At 42.7% G+C, this 17825-nt stretch carries 15 protein-coding genes, 4 tRNA genes and 1 pseudogene; 14 read left to right on the plus strand and 6 right to left on the minus strand.

Going from position 1 to position 17825, the window contains the following annotated elements; all coding sequences use genetic code 11:
* Position 1 precedes the first annotated feature (1 nt).
* On the plus strand, positions 2 to 2269 hold the full coding sequence (locus tag CO230_RS03185) for a T9SS type A sorting domain-containing protein (protein ID WP_122027278.1): 2268 nt from the start codon (positions 2 to 4) through the stop codon (positions 2267 to 2269).
* Between the two features lie 160 nt (positions 2270 to 2429).
* Positions 2430 to 2957 (plus strand): DNA repair protein RecO, encoded by a 528-nt coding sequence (locus tag CO230_RS03195; protein WP_162989966.1) that lies wholly within the window; start codon positions 2430 to 2432, stop codon positions 2955 to 2957.
* Positions 2958 to 3006: 49 nt separating this feature from the next.
* On the opposite strand, the gene CO230_RS03200 is transcribed toward CO230_RS03195, so the two are convergent.
* Positions 3007 to 3558 (minus strand): hypothetical protein, encoded by a 552-nt coding sequence (locus CO230_RS03200; RefSeq protein ID WP_228438172.1) that lies wholly within the window; start codon positions 3556 to 3558, stop codon positions 3007 to 3009.
* A gap of 23 nt (positions 3559 to 3581) precedes the next feature.
* Positions 3582 to 3737, minus strand: coding sequence for a hypothetical protein (locus tag CO230_RS12320; protein WP_228438173.1), 156 nt, complete (start codon positions 3735 to 3737; stop codon positions 3582 to 3584).
* A 59-nt stretch (positions 3738 to 3796) separates the two neighbouring features.
* Between CO230_RS12320 and CO230_RS03205 the strand changes: the two genes are divergently transcribed.
* The gene (locus CO230_RS03205) at positions 3797 to 4243 is read left to right on the plus strand and encodes an RNA-binding S4 domain-containing protein (protein ID WP_122027281.1); all 447 of its coding nucleotides are present in this window, start codon (positions 3797 to 3799) and stop codon (positions 4241 to 4243) included.
* Here the strand turns inward: CO230_RS03205 and CO230_RS03210 are convergent.
* A complete protein-coding gene (locus CO230_RS03210) occupies positions 4203 to 4736 on the minus strand; it encodes a shikimate kinase (RefSeq protein WP_122027282.1) in 534 nt (177 codons plus the stop codon). The two genes, CO230_RS03205 and CO230_RS03210, sit on opposite strands and share 41 nt — an antisense overlap.
* Before the next feature lie 114 nt (positions 4737 to 4850).
* Here CO230_RS03210 and CO230_RS03215 point away from each other — a divergent pair.
* From CO230_RS03215 to CO230_RS03225, 3 genes are all read left to right on the plus strand, one after another.
* Positions 4851 to 4923, plus strand: a tRNA-Lys gene (locus tag CO230_RS03215).
* A 37-nt stretch (positions 4924 to 4960) separates the two neighbouring features.
* A tRNA-Leu gene (locus tag CO230_RS03220) sits at positions 4961 to 5043 on the plus strand.
* A gap of 103 nt (positions 5044 to 5146) precedes the next feature.
* A tRNA-Lys gene (locus CO230_RS03225) sits at positions 5147 to 5219 on the plus strand.
* A 97-nt stretch (positions 5220 to 5316) separates the two neighbouring features.
* Here the strand turns inward: CO230_RS03225 and panC are convergent.
* Positions 5317 to 6165 (minus strand): pantoate--beta-alanine ligase, encoded by an 849-nt coding sequence (gene panC, locus CO230_RS03230; protein ID WP_122027283.1) that lies wholly within the window; start codon positions 6163 to 6165, stop codon positions 5317 to 5319.
* Positions 6166 to 6353: 188 nt separating this feature from the next.
* Between panC and CO230_RS03235 the strand changes: the two are divergent.
* The 8 genes and pseudogenes from CO230_RS03235 to CO230_RS03270 all read left to right on the plus strand — a co-directional run bounded on the left by CO230_RS03235 (position 6354) and on the right by CO230_RS03270 (position 16611).
* Positions 6354 to 7123: pseudogene (locus CO230_RS03235) on the plus strand (glycogen/starch synthase).
* A gap of 26 nt (positions 7124 to 7149) precedes the next feature.
* Positions 7150 to 8676 carry a DUF4270 family protein gene (locus CO230_RS03240; protein WP_228438174.1) on the plus strand — a complete coding sequence of 509 codons (1527 nt, stop codon included), beginning with the start codon at positions 7150 to 7152 and terminating at the stop codon, positions 8674 to 8676.
* A 29-nt stretch (positions 8677 to 8705) separates the two neighbouring features.
* Positions 8706 to 10559, plus strand: coding sequence for a glutamine--fructose-6-phosphate transaminase (isomerizing) (gene glmS, locus CO230_RS03245; protein WP_122027285.1), 1854 nt, complete (start codon positions 8706 to 8708; stop codon positions 10557 to 10559).
* Positions 10560 to 10669: 110 nt separating this feature from the next.
* Positions 10670 to 12085: a gliding motility lipoprotein GldK gene (gene gldK / locus CO230_RS03250; RefSeq protein ID WP_122027286.1), complete on the plus strand. Its 1416-nt coding sequence runs from the start codon at positions 10670 to 10672 to the stop codon at positions 12083 to 12085.
* A 39-nt stretch (positions 12086 to 12124) separates the two neighbouring features.
* The gene (gene gldL / locus CO230_RS03255; protein WP_122027287.1) at positions 12125 to 12805 is read left to right on the plus strand and encodes a gliding motility protein GldL; all 681 of its coding nucleotides are present in this window, start codon (positions 12125 to 12127) and stop codon (positions 12803 to 12805) included.
* A gap of 43 nt (positions 12806 to 12848) precedes the next feature.
* Positions 12849 to 14420, plus strand: coding sequence for a gliding motility protein GldM (gene gldM / locus CO230_RS03260; protein ID WP_122027288.1), 1572 nt, complete (start codon positions 12849 to 12851; stop codon positions 14418 to 14420).
* A 218-nt stretch (positions 14421 to 14638) separates the two neighbouring features.
* Positions 14639 to 15517: a gliding motility protein GldN gene (gene gldN, locus CO230_RS03265; RefSeq protein WP_122028871.1), complete on the plus strand. Its 879-nt coding sequence runs from the start codon at positions 14639 to 14641 to the stop codon at positions 15515 to 15517.
* A 56-nt stretch (positions 15518 to 15573) separates the two neighbouring features.
* Entirely contained in the window at positions 15574 to 16611 is a 1038-nt protein-coding gene (locus CO230_RS03270) for an NAD(P)/FAD-dependent oxidoreductase (protein ID WP_122027289.1), read from the plus strand.
* A gap of 33 nt (positions 16612 to 16644) precedes the next feature.
* Here the strand turns inward: CO230_RS03270 and CO230_RS03275 are convergent.
* A tRNA-Ser gene (locus tag CO230_RS03275) sits at positions 16645 to 16731 on the minus strand.
* Positions 16732 to 16797: 66 nt separating this feature from the next.
* Positions 16798 to 17817, minus strand: coding sequence for an asparaginase (locus CO230_RS03280; protein WP_122027290.1), 1020 nt, complete (start codon positions 17815 to 17817; stop codon positions 16798 to 16800).
* Positions 17818 to 17825 lie beyond the last annotated feature (8 nt).

A 17825-nucleotide genomic window follows, 5' to 3' on the forward strand; every position in this document is an offset into this window, starting at 1 on the left:
GATGAGAAAATCAGCACTGTTACTGCTTCTTCTGTTAGCTGTTCAACTACCGGCACAGGTGATATCATCCAGCCGCTGGACAGATTTGTTTTCGTATAACAACGTACTGGCTATAAGAGAAGATAACGGGAAACTGATTGCCGCTACAGAAAACGGTATCTTCTATTATACACTCGCTACCGGTGAAATTACCAAACTCTCCAAAGCCAACGGTTTGCATGAAGTGAAAATCTCGGCTTTCGATTACAATCCTGAAAATAAAATCGGTTTGGTAGGCTATCAAAACGGCTCGCTGGATGTGATTACGCCTGAAGGAATCACCTATGTTGTTGATATTCCAATTGCTACAGGATATAATGGTAATAAAAAAATCAATCATATTTCGATCACCGGAAATCTGGCAGTAATTTCTGTCGGGTATGGCGTATCAATATTCCGGCTTGATAGGAAGGAATTTGCAGATTCTTCTTTCTTTACCAATAGCGGACAGTATGAAGCCGCACGCGAAGCCATCATAAAAGACAATACAGTATATGCTGCGACCGCTTCTGGGCTGAAGTCCCATGAAATCAATACCACTTTCGCCATCTACAGCACATGGGGTACGCTTGCAGACGGCAATATCAGTCACGTAGCTAACAGCGATGTGCTGGCTTTTACTGATGGTTCTGTAGTACGCTATGGCAAGGATAACGTCTTCAACGTATTACCAGGCAGTTTTTCCGGGATTCAGGATGTGGTGGTTTCCGGAGGTTATATTGTAGTAACAGATATGGCTGGCTTATCTGTATACACTGCTGCCGGTGCTTTCATAAGAAATCATAGCACAACGGAAGCCTTGAACACGGGCATTTATGCAAGCAATTCAATTTTCGCGGGAACGAGATTTTCAGGAATTAAGACTGAAGCCGGAAACTCATTGAAGCCGGATGGTCCTTATCACAGTACTTCTTATAAAATCACACTGCAGGATGATAAGATATGGGTATCTACCGGTAACCGGGGTGAGCGCTATAATACCGCGCTTCCAAGTCCTTTAAATCTTGGCTTTTATCACTATACAGGGACCGAATGGGTATACCCAAGTTATTTTAGAACCAGCGGATTCGGCTTCAATGTGATGGATGTAGTGGCTAATCCTGCGGATCTTACTGAAGTCTTCTTTACAAATTATTCTCAGCAGGTTGGCCAGGGTACATATAAAATGAAGTATAACAGCACCTCGAAGGATTTTGATTTTGTTAAAGTATATACTACCGGGAGCGGACCCAGTTACGGCAGACCGGTAGGACTCGCTTTTGACGATAAGAACAACCTTTATGGCTCCGTAGCGTTTCTTGATATAGTGAATCCCACCGGGGATGATACTGGTTTGATGGCTTATGACCGTGCCGCAGATGTTTTCAGATACAAAAGCCTTCAAATAGGTTCTGGTGTACAGAAGCCTGTAATTAGCGATGGCCTCATCTGGATTCCCACCCCAAGAACCAGAAGTCGCCTTGCCGCGGTGGATTACAAAGGAACCACCAGTGTAAACGATGATATGGTGTATGTCATGGACATCAATAATGGTTTTCCTTCAAATTCACAAGGCGTCATTTCTGTGGCGATTGATAAGTCGGGTGACGCGTGGATCGGTACAGATAATGGACTTAGGGTTTTGCAATCCGCAGCTTCCAGTATTAAAGATAAGCCAAAGGCAGAACCGGTCATCATTGAAGAGAATGGCGTAGGTGAAGAACTCTTTCGTGATACAAGCATTCTACAGATAGCAGTGGATGGCGGTAACCAGAAATGGGTATCAGTAAACGGCGGTGGCGTATCCTTTTTAAGCGCTACAGGAGAGCAAACCATTAAACATTTCACCAAAGAAAATTCACCTTTACCCAATAACAGTGTCACGGATATTAAGGTGGATAATAAAACAGGTAAAGTGTATTTCGTAACTTTAGACGGGATTATGGTCTATCAGGGAGATGTATTGAATGTCACTGAGAATTTTGGTGAGGTACTCGTATATCCGAACCCCGTAGTCGCCGCCAAATACAAAGAAAATGTAAAGATCCGTGGACTTGCAGAGAAAACCAACATCCGAATTACCGATGCTGCCGGAAATCTGGTCCATCAGGCCGTGTCGAGGGGTGGATATTACGAGTGGAATCTCAATAACCACCGTGGCGTGCGCGTGGCATCCGGCATTTATTATGTACTGATGACCAACGCTGATGGAACCGATACCGCTACAGCCAAAATCGCAGTCGTAAACTGATGTATCTGCAAACCTGTTACTTGTTGTCTTACATCCGGTATGGCGATCATGATGCTGTATTGCACTGCTTTTCAAAGGATGCCGGCTACCAGAGTTTTTTTGCAAAAGGATCTATTCACCTAAAAACAAGAAAAAAGCCTACCTTTTTCCTTTGAACCTGTTGCAGATCAGCATTGTTCAGAAAAGAAATTCCGGCGCGATCCAGAATGTTTCCAGAATTGAAATGCCGGCGCAGCATTACGCGTTCGATGAGGTAAAGATCAATACAGTACTGATGTTTGTAGCGGATTTCCTGAACCAGGTCCTTCGCAATGAAACCTCACAGAACAGTATTTATATAGAGATAGAGCGGTTCACGCACGAACTTTTCGCCGGCAACTATGATGCCTATGCCGCTTTTATCTTCAGAGTGCTGAAGCTTCAGGGGCTTTCACCGCTGTACGGGGAAGGGCACTTCATGGATGCAGAGGACGGTAATTTCGTGACAGAGCAGTCCAGTACTTATTTTGACGAAGAAATATCAGGCATCTGGAAGAAGTTTATACAGGCCGAGAACGTATATAGCATCCCATTAGGCCGGCGCATTCGTGGTACCTTTCTCGATTCGCTGATGATGTATTATAAAATTCATTTCTCAGGATTTCATGAACCACATTCTCTGGAAATTATCCAGCAGATTTATGAATAAAAAAAACCATTGGTCTATACAATGGTTTTTTTATTCTTTTGAAACAAAATCAATTTTCGGTGGAAAGCCTCGCTCTGCTTTTGTAAACCTGGAAATTAAATACAAAACTTCGGTTACGCAATGAAATCCCCGAGTAATTAAAATGTGGGTCGCGTGCGAATGCCGCTCTGGAAGGTACGATAATCACCCCCTGAAGATTGTAATTATCAGCATCCTGCATATTAAAAGCCTGGAAATTCTTTAAAGCTTCCTGCAATCCTTCAATCTCATAGAAGTTTCTGGTATAAGTAGTGTTGTTCGTTGTATTTAACTTGTCAAGTACGCTTTTCTTCACGTAATAATACGCAGGATCTACCTCGGGGACGCCAAGCCCGCCAATCGTATTCCTGAATGTTGAACCAGAGTTAAAACCTATTTTATCATCGGTATTGGTTGCCACATAAGTCATCGTATTACTCATTAGATGGATGACATCGGTAGGGCCAATGGCTGTACCCGAAGCGGGCTGTGCGTTTGGTCTGATGATGTAAACCACGCCGGAGGGCAGTTTTACAGGTTCAAGGTCAGAGAGTTTGGTGTTTTGCGTATCGGTTTCCGACAATTGTTTGATGTTGCCTTTAGCATCTAAATAATGAGTGTCCAGATATTTGGCGATCGCTGATCATCATAGCTGTTTTGGGTTTCAATGCTCACTTCCTTTATCTGCTCTGCCTTTTCGTCATCGCGGCAGGAAACCAAAGCCATTGAAGCCAGTGCCATATACAGGACGGTTCTTTTCATTTTTAATTTTATCATTATATTGCTACAAATTTATAATGCAACAAAAGTATAAATAAATTATGAGAATCGATAAATTTTTATGGTGCGTGCGTATTTATAAGACCAGAAGCATCGCCGCCGATGAAATCAAAAAAAACCGGGTATCCGTAGGGAATAATGTCGTAAAATCCTCAAAAGAAATTATCCCGGGAGATCTTATTAAAATCCGCAAAAACCAGATTGATTACCAAATAAAAGTCTTAGAGATTCCTAAAAGTCGCGTCGGGCCTAAACTTGTATCGCTTTATATTGAGGATAAAACCGATAAAGAGCAGTATGAAATCCTGAAGATGCGCAATCTGAACCAAGATTATTACCGGAACCGTGGCGAAGGAAGACCGACCAAAAAAGACCGGCGGAGTATCGATGATTTTACCGGCAGCGAACCCAGCAGCGATACAGCGGATGATGGCTGGGATCTCTTCTTCAGTCAGAATGATTCGGAAGAAGATGAAGACGCTGTATGATGCTGTCCGCAACCTCGTGCGGACTCAGCAGGTCTGTATCAATAATTAATTTTGCCTGGGCGTAATAGGGATTTCGCTCAAAAAGGTGTTTAGCGATGAACTCTGGCAGGTCAGCTTTATCAACTCTGGCGATTAAAGGTCTCGATTCTCGCTTTTCAGCCAGTCTTTTGTTTAAAGTGGACACTGTTGCCCGCAAAAATACACTTTCAGAAAACTCATTAATGGTTTCCATATTATTATAGTAGCAGGGCGTGCCACCGCCAAGGCTCAAAATACAATGCTGTTGGGTAGCCAGCAATTCGAGTAAAATGGCTCTTTCCTGCTTTCTGAAAAAGATTTCGCCTTTCGTCTGGAAAATTTCATTCACTGAAAGGTGATGGCGCAAAGAAATCTCTTTATCAAGATCAATAATTTTTAAACCGAGCTTTTGGCCCAATGATTTGGCAATGTGTGTTTTACCGCTTCCCATGTAACCTACCAATGAAATAATCATATTTTAATTTTACACAAATTACGAAAAAAGTTTTGAGATTTTAAAAAAAGACTTATCTTTGCACCACTTTAAAACACAAAGTAACCGCCGTGTTACTGAAGATTTAAAGGGGCCGACTTGGTAGCTCAGCTGGTAGAGCAATACACTTTTAATGTATGGGTCCTGGGTTCGAATCCCAGCCGGGTCACAACAAGAAATTTCCGTACCCCATACGGATTTTTTTTGCCTGCGTGGTGAAATTGGTAGACACGCCATCTTGAGGGGGTGGTTTCCTACGGATGTGCTGGTTCGAGTCCAGTCGCAGGCACTATTAAAATTTAATGTTGAATTTTAAATTTTAAATTAATTTTTGTTTTCATGTTTCAGCATGTTTAATCTAAAATTTTTAATTTAAAATCTATAATTTCAATGACTCGGTAGCTCAGCTGGTAGAGCAATACACTTTTAATGTATGGGTCCTGGGTTCGAATCCCAGCCGGGTCACACTTTACTCTCTGGAGTAATTTTTTTCATATTAATATTTTGTGATTTGGTGATCAAAAGTCTTCTCCCACGAGAAGACTTTTGACGTTATAAGCGCCTAATCCAGGTGAAGGTTGTCAATTAAACGTACTTCACCTACAAATACGACGATGAAAGCCCTGTAGCTGCGGTTGTCGTGGCGCGAATCAGTCTCTTTCAGCGTGGCTTCATCGGAGATCTCGAAATATTCCAGTACCATCCCATCCTGTTTTTCAAAGATTTCTTTTACACGATTGTTAATCTCGGTTACAGAAATCGTTTGGAACCATTCATTAGTTCTCTGTAAAGTTTCATAAATGATTTTTGCGGCATCTTTTTGATATTCAGTAAGGCGCTGGTTTCGAGAGCTCATGGCCAGGCCGTTCCTTTCACGGAAAATGGGTACACCGTGGATCTGGATGGGGAGGTTCAGTTTTTCCGTCAGTTTTTTAATGATGGCCAGTTGCTGGTAATCTTTCTCACCAAAATAGGCATGGTCTGGTTTCACCTGCCGGAAAAGTGTTTCTACCACGGTGCCTACCCCATCGAAATGTCCGGGGCGGAATTTTCCTTCCATTTCATGCTCTAACCCGTCGAAATCATACTGCTTACTTTTTAATCCTTCCGGATATATTTCAGAGACTGTAGGGGCGTAAAGTACATCTACCGCGCCGGATTGCCGCAGGACCGCAATGTCGTTCTCTACATCGCGTGGGTATTTTTCAAGGTCGGCGGCGTTATTGAACTGGGTGGGATTTACAAAAACCGATGATACTACGACATCATTTACCTTCTTGGCTTCATGATAAAGAGAGAGGTGCCCCTCGTGCAAAGCTCCCATGGTAGGTGCGAAGCCTATTTTTTTGCCCATTTCTTTCTGGCGTTCCAAGTAGGTTTCCAGGTCGTTTTTTCTGTGGTAAACTTTCATCTTAAATTTTATGTGTGTAAAATTAAATATTTCTGTAAAAAATATGGTGCGGTGTGCGAAAATTTTATCTTTACAACCAGCATTGGCAGGGAAAGTTATTAAAATTTGTTAATTAAAAATTATTCACCTAAAATTTCGTAATTTTGCACTACAGAATTTTCTGCTTACTTAATACGAACGAAGAATTTATGCCGAACCAAAAAATATTGTATGTTACCACAGAGCTGTTTCCGTATCAGGAGGACAGTAATATGGGCACCAAAGTGAACAAAATGGCACTCCGAATGCACCAGCAGGGTAATGATGTAAGGGTTTTTATGCCAAGATTTGGCCAATCAGTGAGCGTAAATTTCAGTTGCATGAAGTGATACGCCTCTCTGGGATGAATATCATCATCAATGATCTGGATCAGCCGCTTATCATTAAAGTAGCATCGCTCCCCGGCGAGCGCCTTCAGGTGTACTTCATCGACAATGATGAGTACTTTAAAAGAAAGCAACTGTATGCTGATGACAACGGTGTCTCGTTCCCCGATAACGACGAACGCGCCATTTTCTTTGCACGCGGCGTAATCGAAACGATTAAGAAACTGAACTGGGTGCCCGATGTGATTCACCTGAATGGCTGGATGGCATCTTTTATCCCTGTTTATCTGGAAAATTTCTACAAAAACGACGCTTATTTTAAAGATTCCAAGTTGGTATTGTCGGTGTATAATGAGGAAGACGCGGATCTGGATCCTTCGGTAGAAGAAAAAATGAAGTTCGATAATATTACTTCTTTAAAAGCGTTTGATAAACCTAGCTTCCAGCAGTTCGTGATAGAAAGCATGGGCATGGTGGACCTTGTGGTAAAGGGTGATGAATTTTTGGATGATTCTCTGGAAGATGCCTTCAATAATGCAACTGCCCAGAAGTCTGAATATTTGGCCCCAGAATCAATCGATAGTTTATACTAAATAATTTATTTTTAATGATAAAAAATATGAAAAGATACTTCAGTATTGCCACATCCGTGGTATTCGGAAGTTTAATTTTATGGAACTGCGAACCCGATGCCGACCAGCTCGGGTCGCAGTTTTTTCAGAATGGGGCAGTGGGGACAGAAAGTACCCACGCGCTCATCGCTTTCCATGTAAACAATAACGATTCTATCCGTACAGATGCTGCCCGTTTGCAGAGTGCCACGCTTGGTGCTTTCTACGAGCCGCAGTTCGGGCTTCAGAAATCTTCGTATGTTTCTCAGGTAAGGTTGCCTAATTACAGTCCGGATTTTGGTGCAAACGCTGTGCTAGATTCGGCCGTGTTGGTCATAAAGCCTTTGTATGCGTCGGATTCGGTGAAAACCACTACGCAGGAAGACTATATTTATCCAGATGGCGCCGTTCCCGCAAAAAAAGTAGTGAACACGTACCCGGTTTTAAAATACGGGAAAACCAAACTGAACGGGAAAACTAATTTCAACATCAGGGTGCATGAAGTAACGGACTTCCTGTTCTCTAATGTGCAGGAAGTTTATTCCAATAAAGTTGTGGCCCTAGGCAATCAGATTGGTGGCAGGTCTTTCAATGGTGATATTTCTTCAATTAAAATCACCAAGGATTCGGATAACTCAGATCTTTATCTCCGTGATGCGACGCTTAGAATACCGATGGACTCTGCTTTTTTCCAGAATAAAATCATTAGGAAAGCATCCTCACCGGAACTGGCAGACGCCGCTTCTTTCATCCGCTACTTCCGTGGCATCCGTCTTTCTGTAGATGAAACTGATGGATATCTCTTCAATTTCGACCCCAATTCTGTAGTCATTAACCTGTACTACAAGAAGGACCGCGTAAATAATGGGACCACCACACGCGAAGAGGGTACTTTCACGCTTGATTTAGGCAGCGGGAATACACATTTTAATCAAATATTGAACGACAGGTCCAATACGCCACTTGCAACCTTGGCGCAAGACACCATTCAAGGCTCGCAGCGGGTATACGCACAGGGGATGGGCGGACCGGGCTTCGGACTGAAGATTCCCGATTCTACGATCGCTACGATCCGCGACCGTTACAACACCCAGAAAATAGGGATTATCTCGGCAAAACTCCGTGTATATACCGATGAAGCTACTTGGAACAATGCTTTCCTCAAGCCATCCTTATTTACAGTTCAGCAAAAAGGGCTTGATGAATTCCTGGAGGATATGAGCGCGCTTGCCTACACCAGTAATTATAAACTGATAAAGTCGTATAATCTGGATAAGAATCCGGCGTATTATGATATCGGTATTACCCAGACTTTTAAGAATATTATTGAAAAGCAAAAGCCAAACAGACAGTTCATTATGAATGTTGGGACTTATACGACCGATGCTACAGGCGCGCTTGCCGGCTTGCAGGATACTGAAAATGCACAGCATTACAACACCCGGTCTTACACCCCGAACAGGGTAGTGCTGGTAGGGACAGATCCCGCTAATGAAAAAAGCGCGAAACTCATCTTAACGTACGGAAAGAAATAAATAAACTATTAAAATAAAATAATAAAGGTATGTGTGGTATCGTAGGATATACAGGTTTTCAGGATGCTTATGAAGTGGTGATCAACGGCCTCCGCAGGCTCGAGTATCGTGGTTACGACAGCGCGGGCATTGTGCTGGATGGCGAAAAGCATTCATTCGAAGTGGCCAAAACCAAAGGGAAAGTAGATGATCTGGCCGCTATTTCCGAGAACTTGATAGGTAAATCGCATGTCGGTATGGGCCATACACGCTGGGCGACACATGGTGTCCCAAGCGACCGCAACTCGCACCCACACCTTTCGAATAACGGTAAAATAGCCTTGGTTCATAATGGCATCATCGAAAATTATGATACCATTAAAATCATGCTTACCGAAAAAGGCTTCGTATTCCATTCTGAAACTGATACGGAGGTGCTTGTAAACCTTATTCAGTATTTTATGGATACCAATGCCGAGACCGACTTTCCTACAGCGGTACGTTTTGCACTGAATGAAGTGTATGGCGCCTATGCCATTACTGTGATGCACGATGACTTCCCCGGGCAGCTGGTTGTTGCAAGGCTGGGGTCCCCGCTGGCCATCGGTTTAGGCAATAAAGAATATTTTATCGCGTCTGATGCTTCTCCGTTTGTGGAATTTACCAAAGAAGCTGTATATCTAGAAGAAGGTCACATGGCCACCATTTCTTTAGAGAATGGGGTCGACATCAGAAATATTAAAGATAACCTTAAAATCGTACCTGAAGTCCAGGAGCTAAAACTGAGTCTGGAACAAATTGAAAAAGGTGGTTACGAACATTTCATGCTTAAAGAAATCTTCGAACAGCCAAAATCTATTCAGGATACACTTCGCGGCAGGCTTTTAGTGGATGAAGGCATCATTAAGATGGCCGGTATCTGGGATCATCTTGATCGTATAAACCAAGCCCAGAAAATCACCATTATCGCTTGTGGTACCTCATGGCATGCAGGACTGATTGGTGAATATCTGATTGAGGAATTTGCCCGAATCCCTGTTGAAGTAGAATACGCATCAGAGTTCCGTTACAGAAACCCGATTATTTCCGAAAAAGATGTGGTGATCGCTATCTCACAGTCCGGGGAAACAGCCGATACCATGGCTGCCATAAAACTGGCTAAAGAAAAAGGAGCTTTCATCTACGGGATTTGTAACGTAGTGGATTCATCAATTTCCAGGATTACCGATGCTGGTTCTTATACCCACGCAGGCCCGGAGATTGGGGTAGCTTCTACCAAAGCCTTTACCGCGCAACTTACCATTCTTTCTTTAATTGCTTTAAAATTGGGGAAACATAAAGGCCATTTAAGTAATCAGGAATTTATGAAACTGATTGCGGAACTTGATGCCTTGCCTAAAAAAGTGGAGGAAGTACTTGAAAATACCCACGAGATCACCAAGGAAATAGCCAAGAACTTTGTTGATGCACAAAATTTCCTTTATTTAGGACGTGGCTATAACTTCCCGGCCGCTTTGGAAGGCGCCCTGAAGCTGAAGGAAATTTCTTACATCCATGCAGAAGGATACCCGGCTGCTGAAATGAAGCATGGCCCGATTGCCTTAATTGATGAAAATATGCCAATCGTTATCATAGCGCCTAAACAGGGGCATTACGATAAGATTGTAAGCAACGTACAGGAAATAAAGGCCCGTAAAGGCAAAGTTATTGCTGTAGTAAATAAAGGAGATACACAGGTGTCGCAAATGGCTGATTATGTGATAGAATTCCCGGAAACTTCGGAATGTTTCTCGCCGATTATCGCTTCGGTTCCGCTTCAGCTTTTAGCGTATTATATCGCAGTCTATCGGGGTGCGAATGTAGATCAGCCAAGAAATTTGGCAAAATCGGTGACGGTAGAGTAAAATATTTTTTTTAGACGAAATAATAAATTCAATTTTACGTTTAGCAAAAAAATCATCTCACTCTTTCCTAAAAATTATATATTTACCGCTTAATATTTTTTAAAAACAGCATGAACAGAGTATTTCTCATATTATTATCAGCATCTGTTATAATTTCCTGTTCCAAACGTGGTAGTGCCTCTGCCGGCAAGCCTGGCCAACGAGGAGAACTAATACCCCGAACTTCCTCTAAATCTTTCGTTGCAGAACGCCCTTATGGTATGGTAGCTGTACCCGCAGGTTCTTATGTAATGGGACTCGCAGACCAGGACTTTACCAATACTCCCGAAAAAGCCACTTTGAAGACAGTAACGGTTTCCTCCTTCTTCATGGATGAAACTGAGATTACCAACGCAGAATACCGCGTATTCATTAACTATGTCCGCGATTCTGTAGCACGTACTTTACTTGCTGAAGCCGCTGGCGATGGTGGCTCTGATGGTAATGGCACTTCTATCGGGGATTACGCTTACGCTTCAAAAAAAGCAGGCGATGACAGAACCGCTTATCAGGAATTCATGGAGTCACAAGGCGGCAGAGACGGCTATGATGAATCTAAAAAACTGGATTGGTCGGTGCCATTGCGATGGAGGACTTCTGATTATCCCGATGCGCAATATGCCGAAATCTTGGAGTCTATGTACATCCCACCAGCAGAACGAATTAATAATGAAAGAATTATTGATACCAGAAAACTGCTTTATGCCTATAACTGGGAGGATATAGAATCTGCCGTGAAAGATAGGGCCAGAGGCGCAAACTATCTTAAAAAGGAAAGTATTGCCGTATATCCTGATACTACTGTATGGATTCGTGACTTTAATTACGCTTATAACGAGCCACTTTATGATGGGTATTTCTGGCACAGCGCTTACAAGAACTATCCGGTGGTGGGTGTAACCTGGGATCAGGCACGCGCATTCTGTAACTTCAGATCGAAATTGAAATCAGATTATAATGAATCTCTGAAGAAGAGAAAACAAAAACCGATGGCCTTCCGCCTGCCTACTGAAGCTGAATGGGAGTATGCCGCACGCGGCGGTCGTGAAAATGCCACTTACCCATGGGGTGGGCCTTACTTACAGGATGACCGCGGTTGTTATTTAGCAAACTTCAAGCCGAAAAGGGGTAACTATATTGAAGACGAGAAAAAAGGAACATATACCTATACTGCGCCCGTGAAGACTTACCAAAAAAATGGTTTCGGTCTCTATGATATGGCCGGTAACGTAGCGGAATGGACAGAATCCCCTTATAACAATGCAACCTATCAGTTTGCATCTACGCTTAACCCCAATTTATCGAATCAGGCATACCGCGAGGTGCGTAAATCTGTACGTGGTGGCTCATGGAAAGATGTGGGATATCTTTTGATGACTGGTGCCAGAGATTACGAACGCAAAGATTCTGCACGCAGTTACATTGGCTTCCGTACCGTACAGGATATTCCTGAAGGGACGGCAAAATTTAAGAAAAGAACAAATTAACATTACTTTATTACATACAATCATTTAAATTCAACAGCGATGTTTAATCCTAAAATAACCAATTTTATATACTCCTTCGGTGCTGCTATCGTAATTATCGGCGCACTTTTTAAACTCACACACTGGAGTCTCGGCCCGCTTTCGGGCAACGTGATGCTGGCTATCGGTCTTGTGACTGAAGCTTTCATCTTCGTTGTTTTCGCATTTGATACACCCAAAGAAGATAAAGGATATGCGTGGGAAAATGTATATCCGGAGCTTTTAGACAAAGATGTCAACCCAACTCCACAGCCTTCTTCATTGGCTTTGAAATCTACAGAAGTTAGAGAATTGGAAATCTCACTTTCCGATAAACTTGATAAGATGCTTGAAGACGCTAAACTTGATGTAAGCCTCTTTGAAAGATTGAGAACAGGTATTGATAAATTTTCACACTCGGTTGATCAGATCAACCAAACGGTGGATGTTACAGGTTCTACCCAAAAATATAACGATCAGCTTACGCTGGCTGCTAGCCACCTTGAAAGCATGAATGCGCTGTACGCACTGCAGCTGGAGCATGGTAAAATGCAGGCAGAATACAGCAAGAAATACGTGGAAGATATTCAGAAGTCAGCGGAACATTCCGAAAAATTCAATGAAGAGCTGGCAGGACTTACCCATAACCTAAACAACCTTAACAGAGTTTACGGCGGTATGCTCAGCGCTATGAAGTCATAGTTTTCTAACCATTTTAATTATACATTAACAAAACTTACTGAAAATGGCACAAGGAAAACAGACTCCTCGGCAGAAGATGATTAACCTGATGTATCTGGTTTTCATCGCGATGTTGGCGATGCAGATCGATCAGGAGATCATTCGTTCCTATAATGATACGAATCAGACCCTTACCGATACCCGAGGTCTTGTAGAAGAAAAAAACGATAAGATTTTTGAAAAAACGTTAGAAGCAAAGGCTGCTAACACACCAGAAACCTATACACAACCGCTGAATGATTACCGAGGCCTTAAGACAAGAGCCAATGATCTTGTAGCGTACATCGAAGGATTAAAGACTACACTGAAAAAAGATGCAGGCTTCGTAGAAGGTATTGATGTAGGCGATAATTTCGCTGCGTTGAACAATACGGAACCCTCGTCTAAAATGTTTTTTAACGGAAGCGACGAGAACAGCCCTTCTAAAGCATCTAATGATTTGAAAACTAAAATTGATGCGCTGAAATCTTACATCATTCAGACATTTGGTCCTAATACAGATCTTAAACATATTATAGACCGGGCAAATAAAACCCTTGTCACCGAATTTCCGAAAGGACAAACCATAAAAAACAAAAACTGGCTTCAGTATAAATTTTATGGCCAACCACTTATTGCAGCACTTTCCAACTTAGAAGTCATTCAATCTGAAGCCAGAAATCTTCAGTCGGATGCACTAATGACCATGTTGCAGGAAAAAGTAGATGCCGATATCAAATTTGATGCTTATCAGGCGATCGTTTCAGCACCTACATCAGTGGTACTGGGCGAAAACGTTCAGGCAAAAGTAGCCATCGGAAACTATTCCAGCAATGTTCCGGGCTTGTCAATGCCGGGTCTTGCGATGAGCAACGGTCAGGGTATTGCTAACCTTTCAACAGGTTCGCTTGGCCCAAAACAATTTAGCGGAAATATCTCATTCACTGATGTTAACGGGAAGGTAATCTCTTTACCGTACAGCCATACTTACAATGTAGTGGCAGGTGCGAAGGAAGTAGCATTTGAAAGCGGCGCTTTATTATCAGCCGATAAGATGCAAGTATTGTATCGGGGATTGCCGAATCCAATCTCAGGCTCAATTCTGGGGGCGGACAATTCGCAAACCAGTTTATCAGCTTCCGGCGCTTCTGTTTCGAAAACAGGTGGTGGAACTTGGGTTGTAACACCTGGAGGTGGTGCCACGAGTACGCTGACGATTTCCGGGAAAGGCCCGAAAGGTGAAACCATATCAAAGGCATTCACATTCAGAATTAAAAATGTTCCGCCACCTGTTGGGCTTATTCAGGGTAAATCTGTGGTATCCATGCCGGCAAGCTCAATCCCGAACCAAAAAGTGAGCGCGGATATGCCAGATTTCGATTTCCCGGTGAGCTTTACTGTAAACAGCTTTATGTTTAAAGTCCCTGGAAGAGCGGCAATGCAGGTTTCCGGCAATTCATTGAGCTCGGTAGCTGCTTTGACGAAGAATCTGCGTTCAGGTGATATCGCGTATGTATTCAACATCAACGCAACTGCTACAGGTCTTGGCGGACAGACACTTAAACAGATTCCGCCAGTGGTAATAAACGTTCAGTAATTACGTTTATATTTATAAAGTTTTAGTCTTAAAATTTTCAAATGAAAAAGGTTATATTATTATTTCTTTCGCTCAGTTTTCTTGCAGTAGAAGCACAGACAAAAAGAAATAGCACCAGTACTGCTAACAGCAACCAAAGTTCAGACCCAGTGGCACCGGTGGTAAATATTCCGGCAGAAGGGCTGGGCACCATACAGGAGGATGTTCAACTGAACTCCATGTCGATCCTCAACGCCAAATCGCCAGAGGCACTTCGCCAACTGCGAGAGACAGGTTTGCTGAAACAGGGAGATTCCACGGTTTCTACGCGCAGAACTCCATTAAAATACGGTTTTATTGAGGATAAAGATATCCTTAAAAGCATGGTGGTCTGGGAAATCATTGATATGAATGATAAAATTAACCAGCCTTTCTATCATAATGAAGACGGAATAGTTTCTCAAAACAAATCGCTTTATCAACTATTGTTTGATGCGATAAATGATGGGAGAATTACTGAAGTATATGATGATGAACTCTTCCAGACCCGCTTAAGTCCGGATGCTATTGCTGCACGAATTAAAAATGAAGTCTTAAGTGATGCCGGGATCGACCGTTTGAATGAATCAGGCACCTTGACCGAAGAAGAGAAGCGCGAGTTTACCAATGTTTACGAAACCAAAACAGAAAACGTAAAGGTCTTGAAAATCAAAGGCATGTGGTATATCGACCGACGCGACAGCCAGATGAAATACCGTTTGCTGGGTATCGCCGCTATGGGACAGGATCCTTCTACCATGGGACAGTACGGCCCTGACGGACAGCCTATTGCATCGAATGATGAGCTTATCGATCTGTTTTGGGTATATTATCCTGATGCCAGAGAAGTATTGGCGAACGCAGTGGTTTTCAACAATAAAAACTTGTCTTCAGACATTACTTTTGATGACATCCTCAACGCGAGAAGATTTTCATCCATCATTTATAAATCGGATAATGGTTTAGGCAATGGTGTAATTAAAGATTATATCCCCCGTGACGCGGATGCCCAGTTAGAAGAAAGTGAGCGCATCAAAGCACAGATTCTTCAAATGGAGAATGATATGTGGAATTATTAAGCACATGATGCCGATAGATACAGAAATCCTGAGTACTTTTGCTCAGGATTTTTTGTATGAAAGAAGTAGATTATCTTATTATTGGCGGCGGTTATGCGGGCACATTTTTAGCGCATCATTTATTGATGAAGCAAATCCCGTTTATATTAATAACAGATCAGCATGAAAGTGCTTCCCGCGTATCTGCGGGAATGGTGAATCCGGCCGTATTAAAGAAATTCACCACATTTTGGCTGGCACAGGAACAGATAGAACTGCTGCATGAGGTTTGTACTGAAATTGAATCTTACACCGGTAAAAATCACCTGATAAAAGAAACTGTCCACCGCATTTTCCATGATGAGAACGAACAGAGATTATGGCTGAAAAAATCAGAAAGAGAAGATCTCGCTCCGTTCCTGAATCCTGTTTTCAGAACTTTCTCTACCATTCGTAATCCACATCAGACCGGGGAAGTCCTGCAATCCTGCCGGATCGATGTTTCTTCATTTTTTGAAGAGGTACATGGTTATTTTAAATCAAAAGGCTACTTGCAGCACGCGCATTTTAATTATACGGAGATTGATCTAAAACAAAAGACATATCGTGACATCAAATTTAAAAAGATAATATTCTGCGAAGGAATGAAGGTGCGGCAGAATCCATATTTCTCGTGGCTGCCGGTTCACCCAAACAAAGGCCATCACCTTACCGTAAAACTTTCTTCGCCATTAGCCTTCAAGGCAACCTTAAAGAAAAAACACTTTCTTTTTCCTCTAAATAAAGAGCAATATTATTACGGCGGAACGTACGACAGAGACCAAACCGATGACGGATTTGATCAAAATGCCATCGCACAGTTACAGGCAGGATTGTCTGAGTTTTATCCGCATCCCTTTGAAACAGCAAGTGTTCATTACGGTTTTCGTCCTACGGTGAAGGATCGCCGGCCCGTCATAGGCGCACATCCTGAACATGATTTTATGTATGTATTCAACGGTTTAGGCGCGCGCGGGGTGCTCAATGGCTGTTATTTTGCGCGGGAACTTCGAGATCATCTGCAATTCGCGAAACCGCTGCCGCAGGAAGTGCGATTAGACAGATTTGAGGAATAAAAAAAGCCCTTGAATATTCAAAGGCTTTGTCAGCAGAGAGGAAGGGATTCGAACCCTCGATACAGTTACCCGTATACTACCTTTCCAGGGTAGCTCCTTCAACCACTCGGACACCTCTCTAATTGAAGACTGCAAAAATAAGATATTTATACCAAACTTGAAAGCAGAAGCCAGAAAATATTTCATTTAAGAAACAGTTACTTCACCGCAGAGGTTCCTTGCAAAATTATCAGCAAAAGATCCGGTGTAGTTCGGGTTTTCCAGTACATGCATAGCTTTGGTAATGGCGCTTTCAGCAGTCATATCATAACCGCTGATGGCTCCTATTTTCGAGAAGATATTAGAGTTGGTATATTTCCCGAAACTGATGCCACCTGAAACGCATTGCGAGACCACTACGATTTCGGTACCCCTGTCGCGCAGCATCTGCAATGTTTGCTGAGTTTTTGGCGTGTTGAAAATAGTCCCAGACCCGAAAACCTGCAATATCAGGACTTTCATCTTAGGGATCTCAGCGAAATGCTCTAAGTGCATTCCAGGGAAGATCCGCCAGAAAAGCACTTCTTGCGAAATATGGTCGTCCATATAAAAGTCGGCGTCAGATCTTGTGCGCCACAGAAAATCTTTTTCGATGTTCAGATGCACACCAGACTGCCCAAGTATCGGGTAATTAGGACTTTGATACGCATCGAAATATTCCGCGGAATACTTCAGCGTGCGGTTCCCGCGCAATAGCTTATATTCAAAATAGATCGTGACTTCCTGAATTACCGCCTCATCATTCTCATAAAGACTCGCGTAGTACAGGCTGGTCAGCAGATTTTCCTTCGCATCCGTACGCAGGTCACCAATTGGTAACTGCGAGCCTGTAAGGATCACCGGTTTCCGCAGATTTTTTAGCATAAAACTAAGGGCAGATGCGGTGTAAGACATCGTGTCGGTACCATGCAAAATCAAGAAGCCATCATATGAATCATAATTTTTAGCAATGTATTTAGCGATTTTCTTCCATTCTTTAGGTCCCATATCAGAAGAATCCAAGGGTTTTTTGAACGGCTGCACCGAAATTTCACACTCTATGAGGTTCATTTCAGGCATTTTCTCAAAAATATTGCTAAAATCAAAGGCGCGCAGGCTCCCGGTATCGTAATCTTTTTCCATACCAATGGTTCCGCCGGTATAGATGAGGAGTACTTTTCTTTTCATAAATTCAA

Origin of the sequence: Chryseobacterium sp. 6424 (assembly GCF_003692615.1) — a bacterium.
Lineage (GTDB): Bacteria > Bacteroidota > Bacteroidia > Flavobacteriales > Weeksellaceae > Kaistella.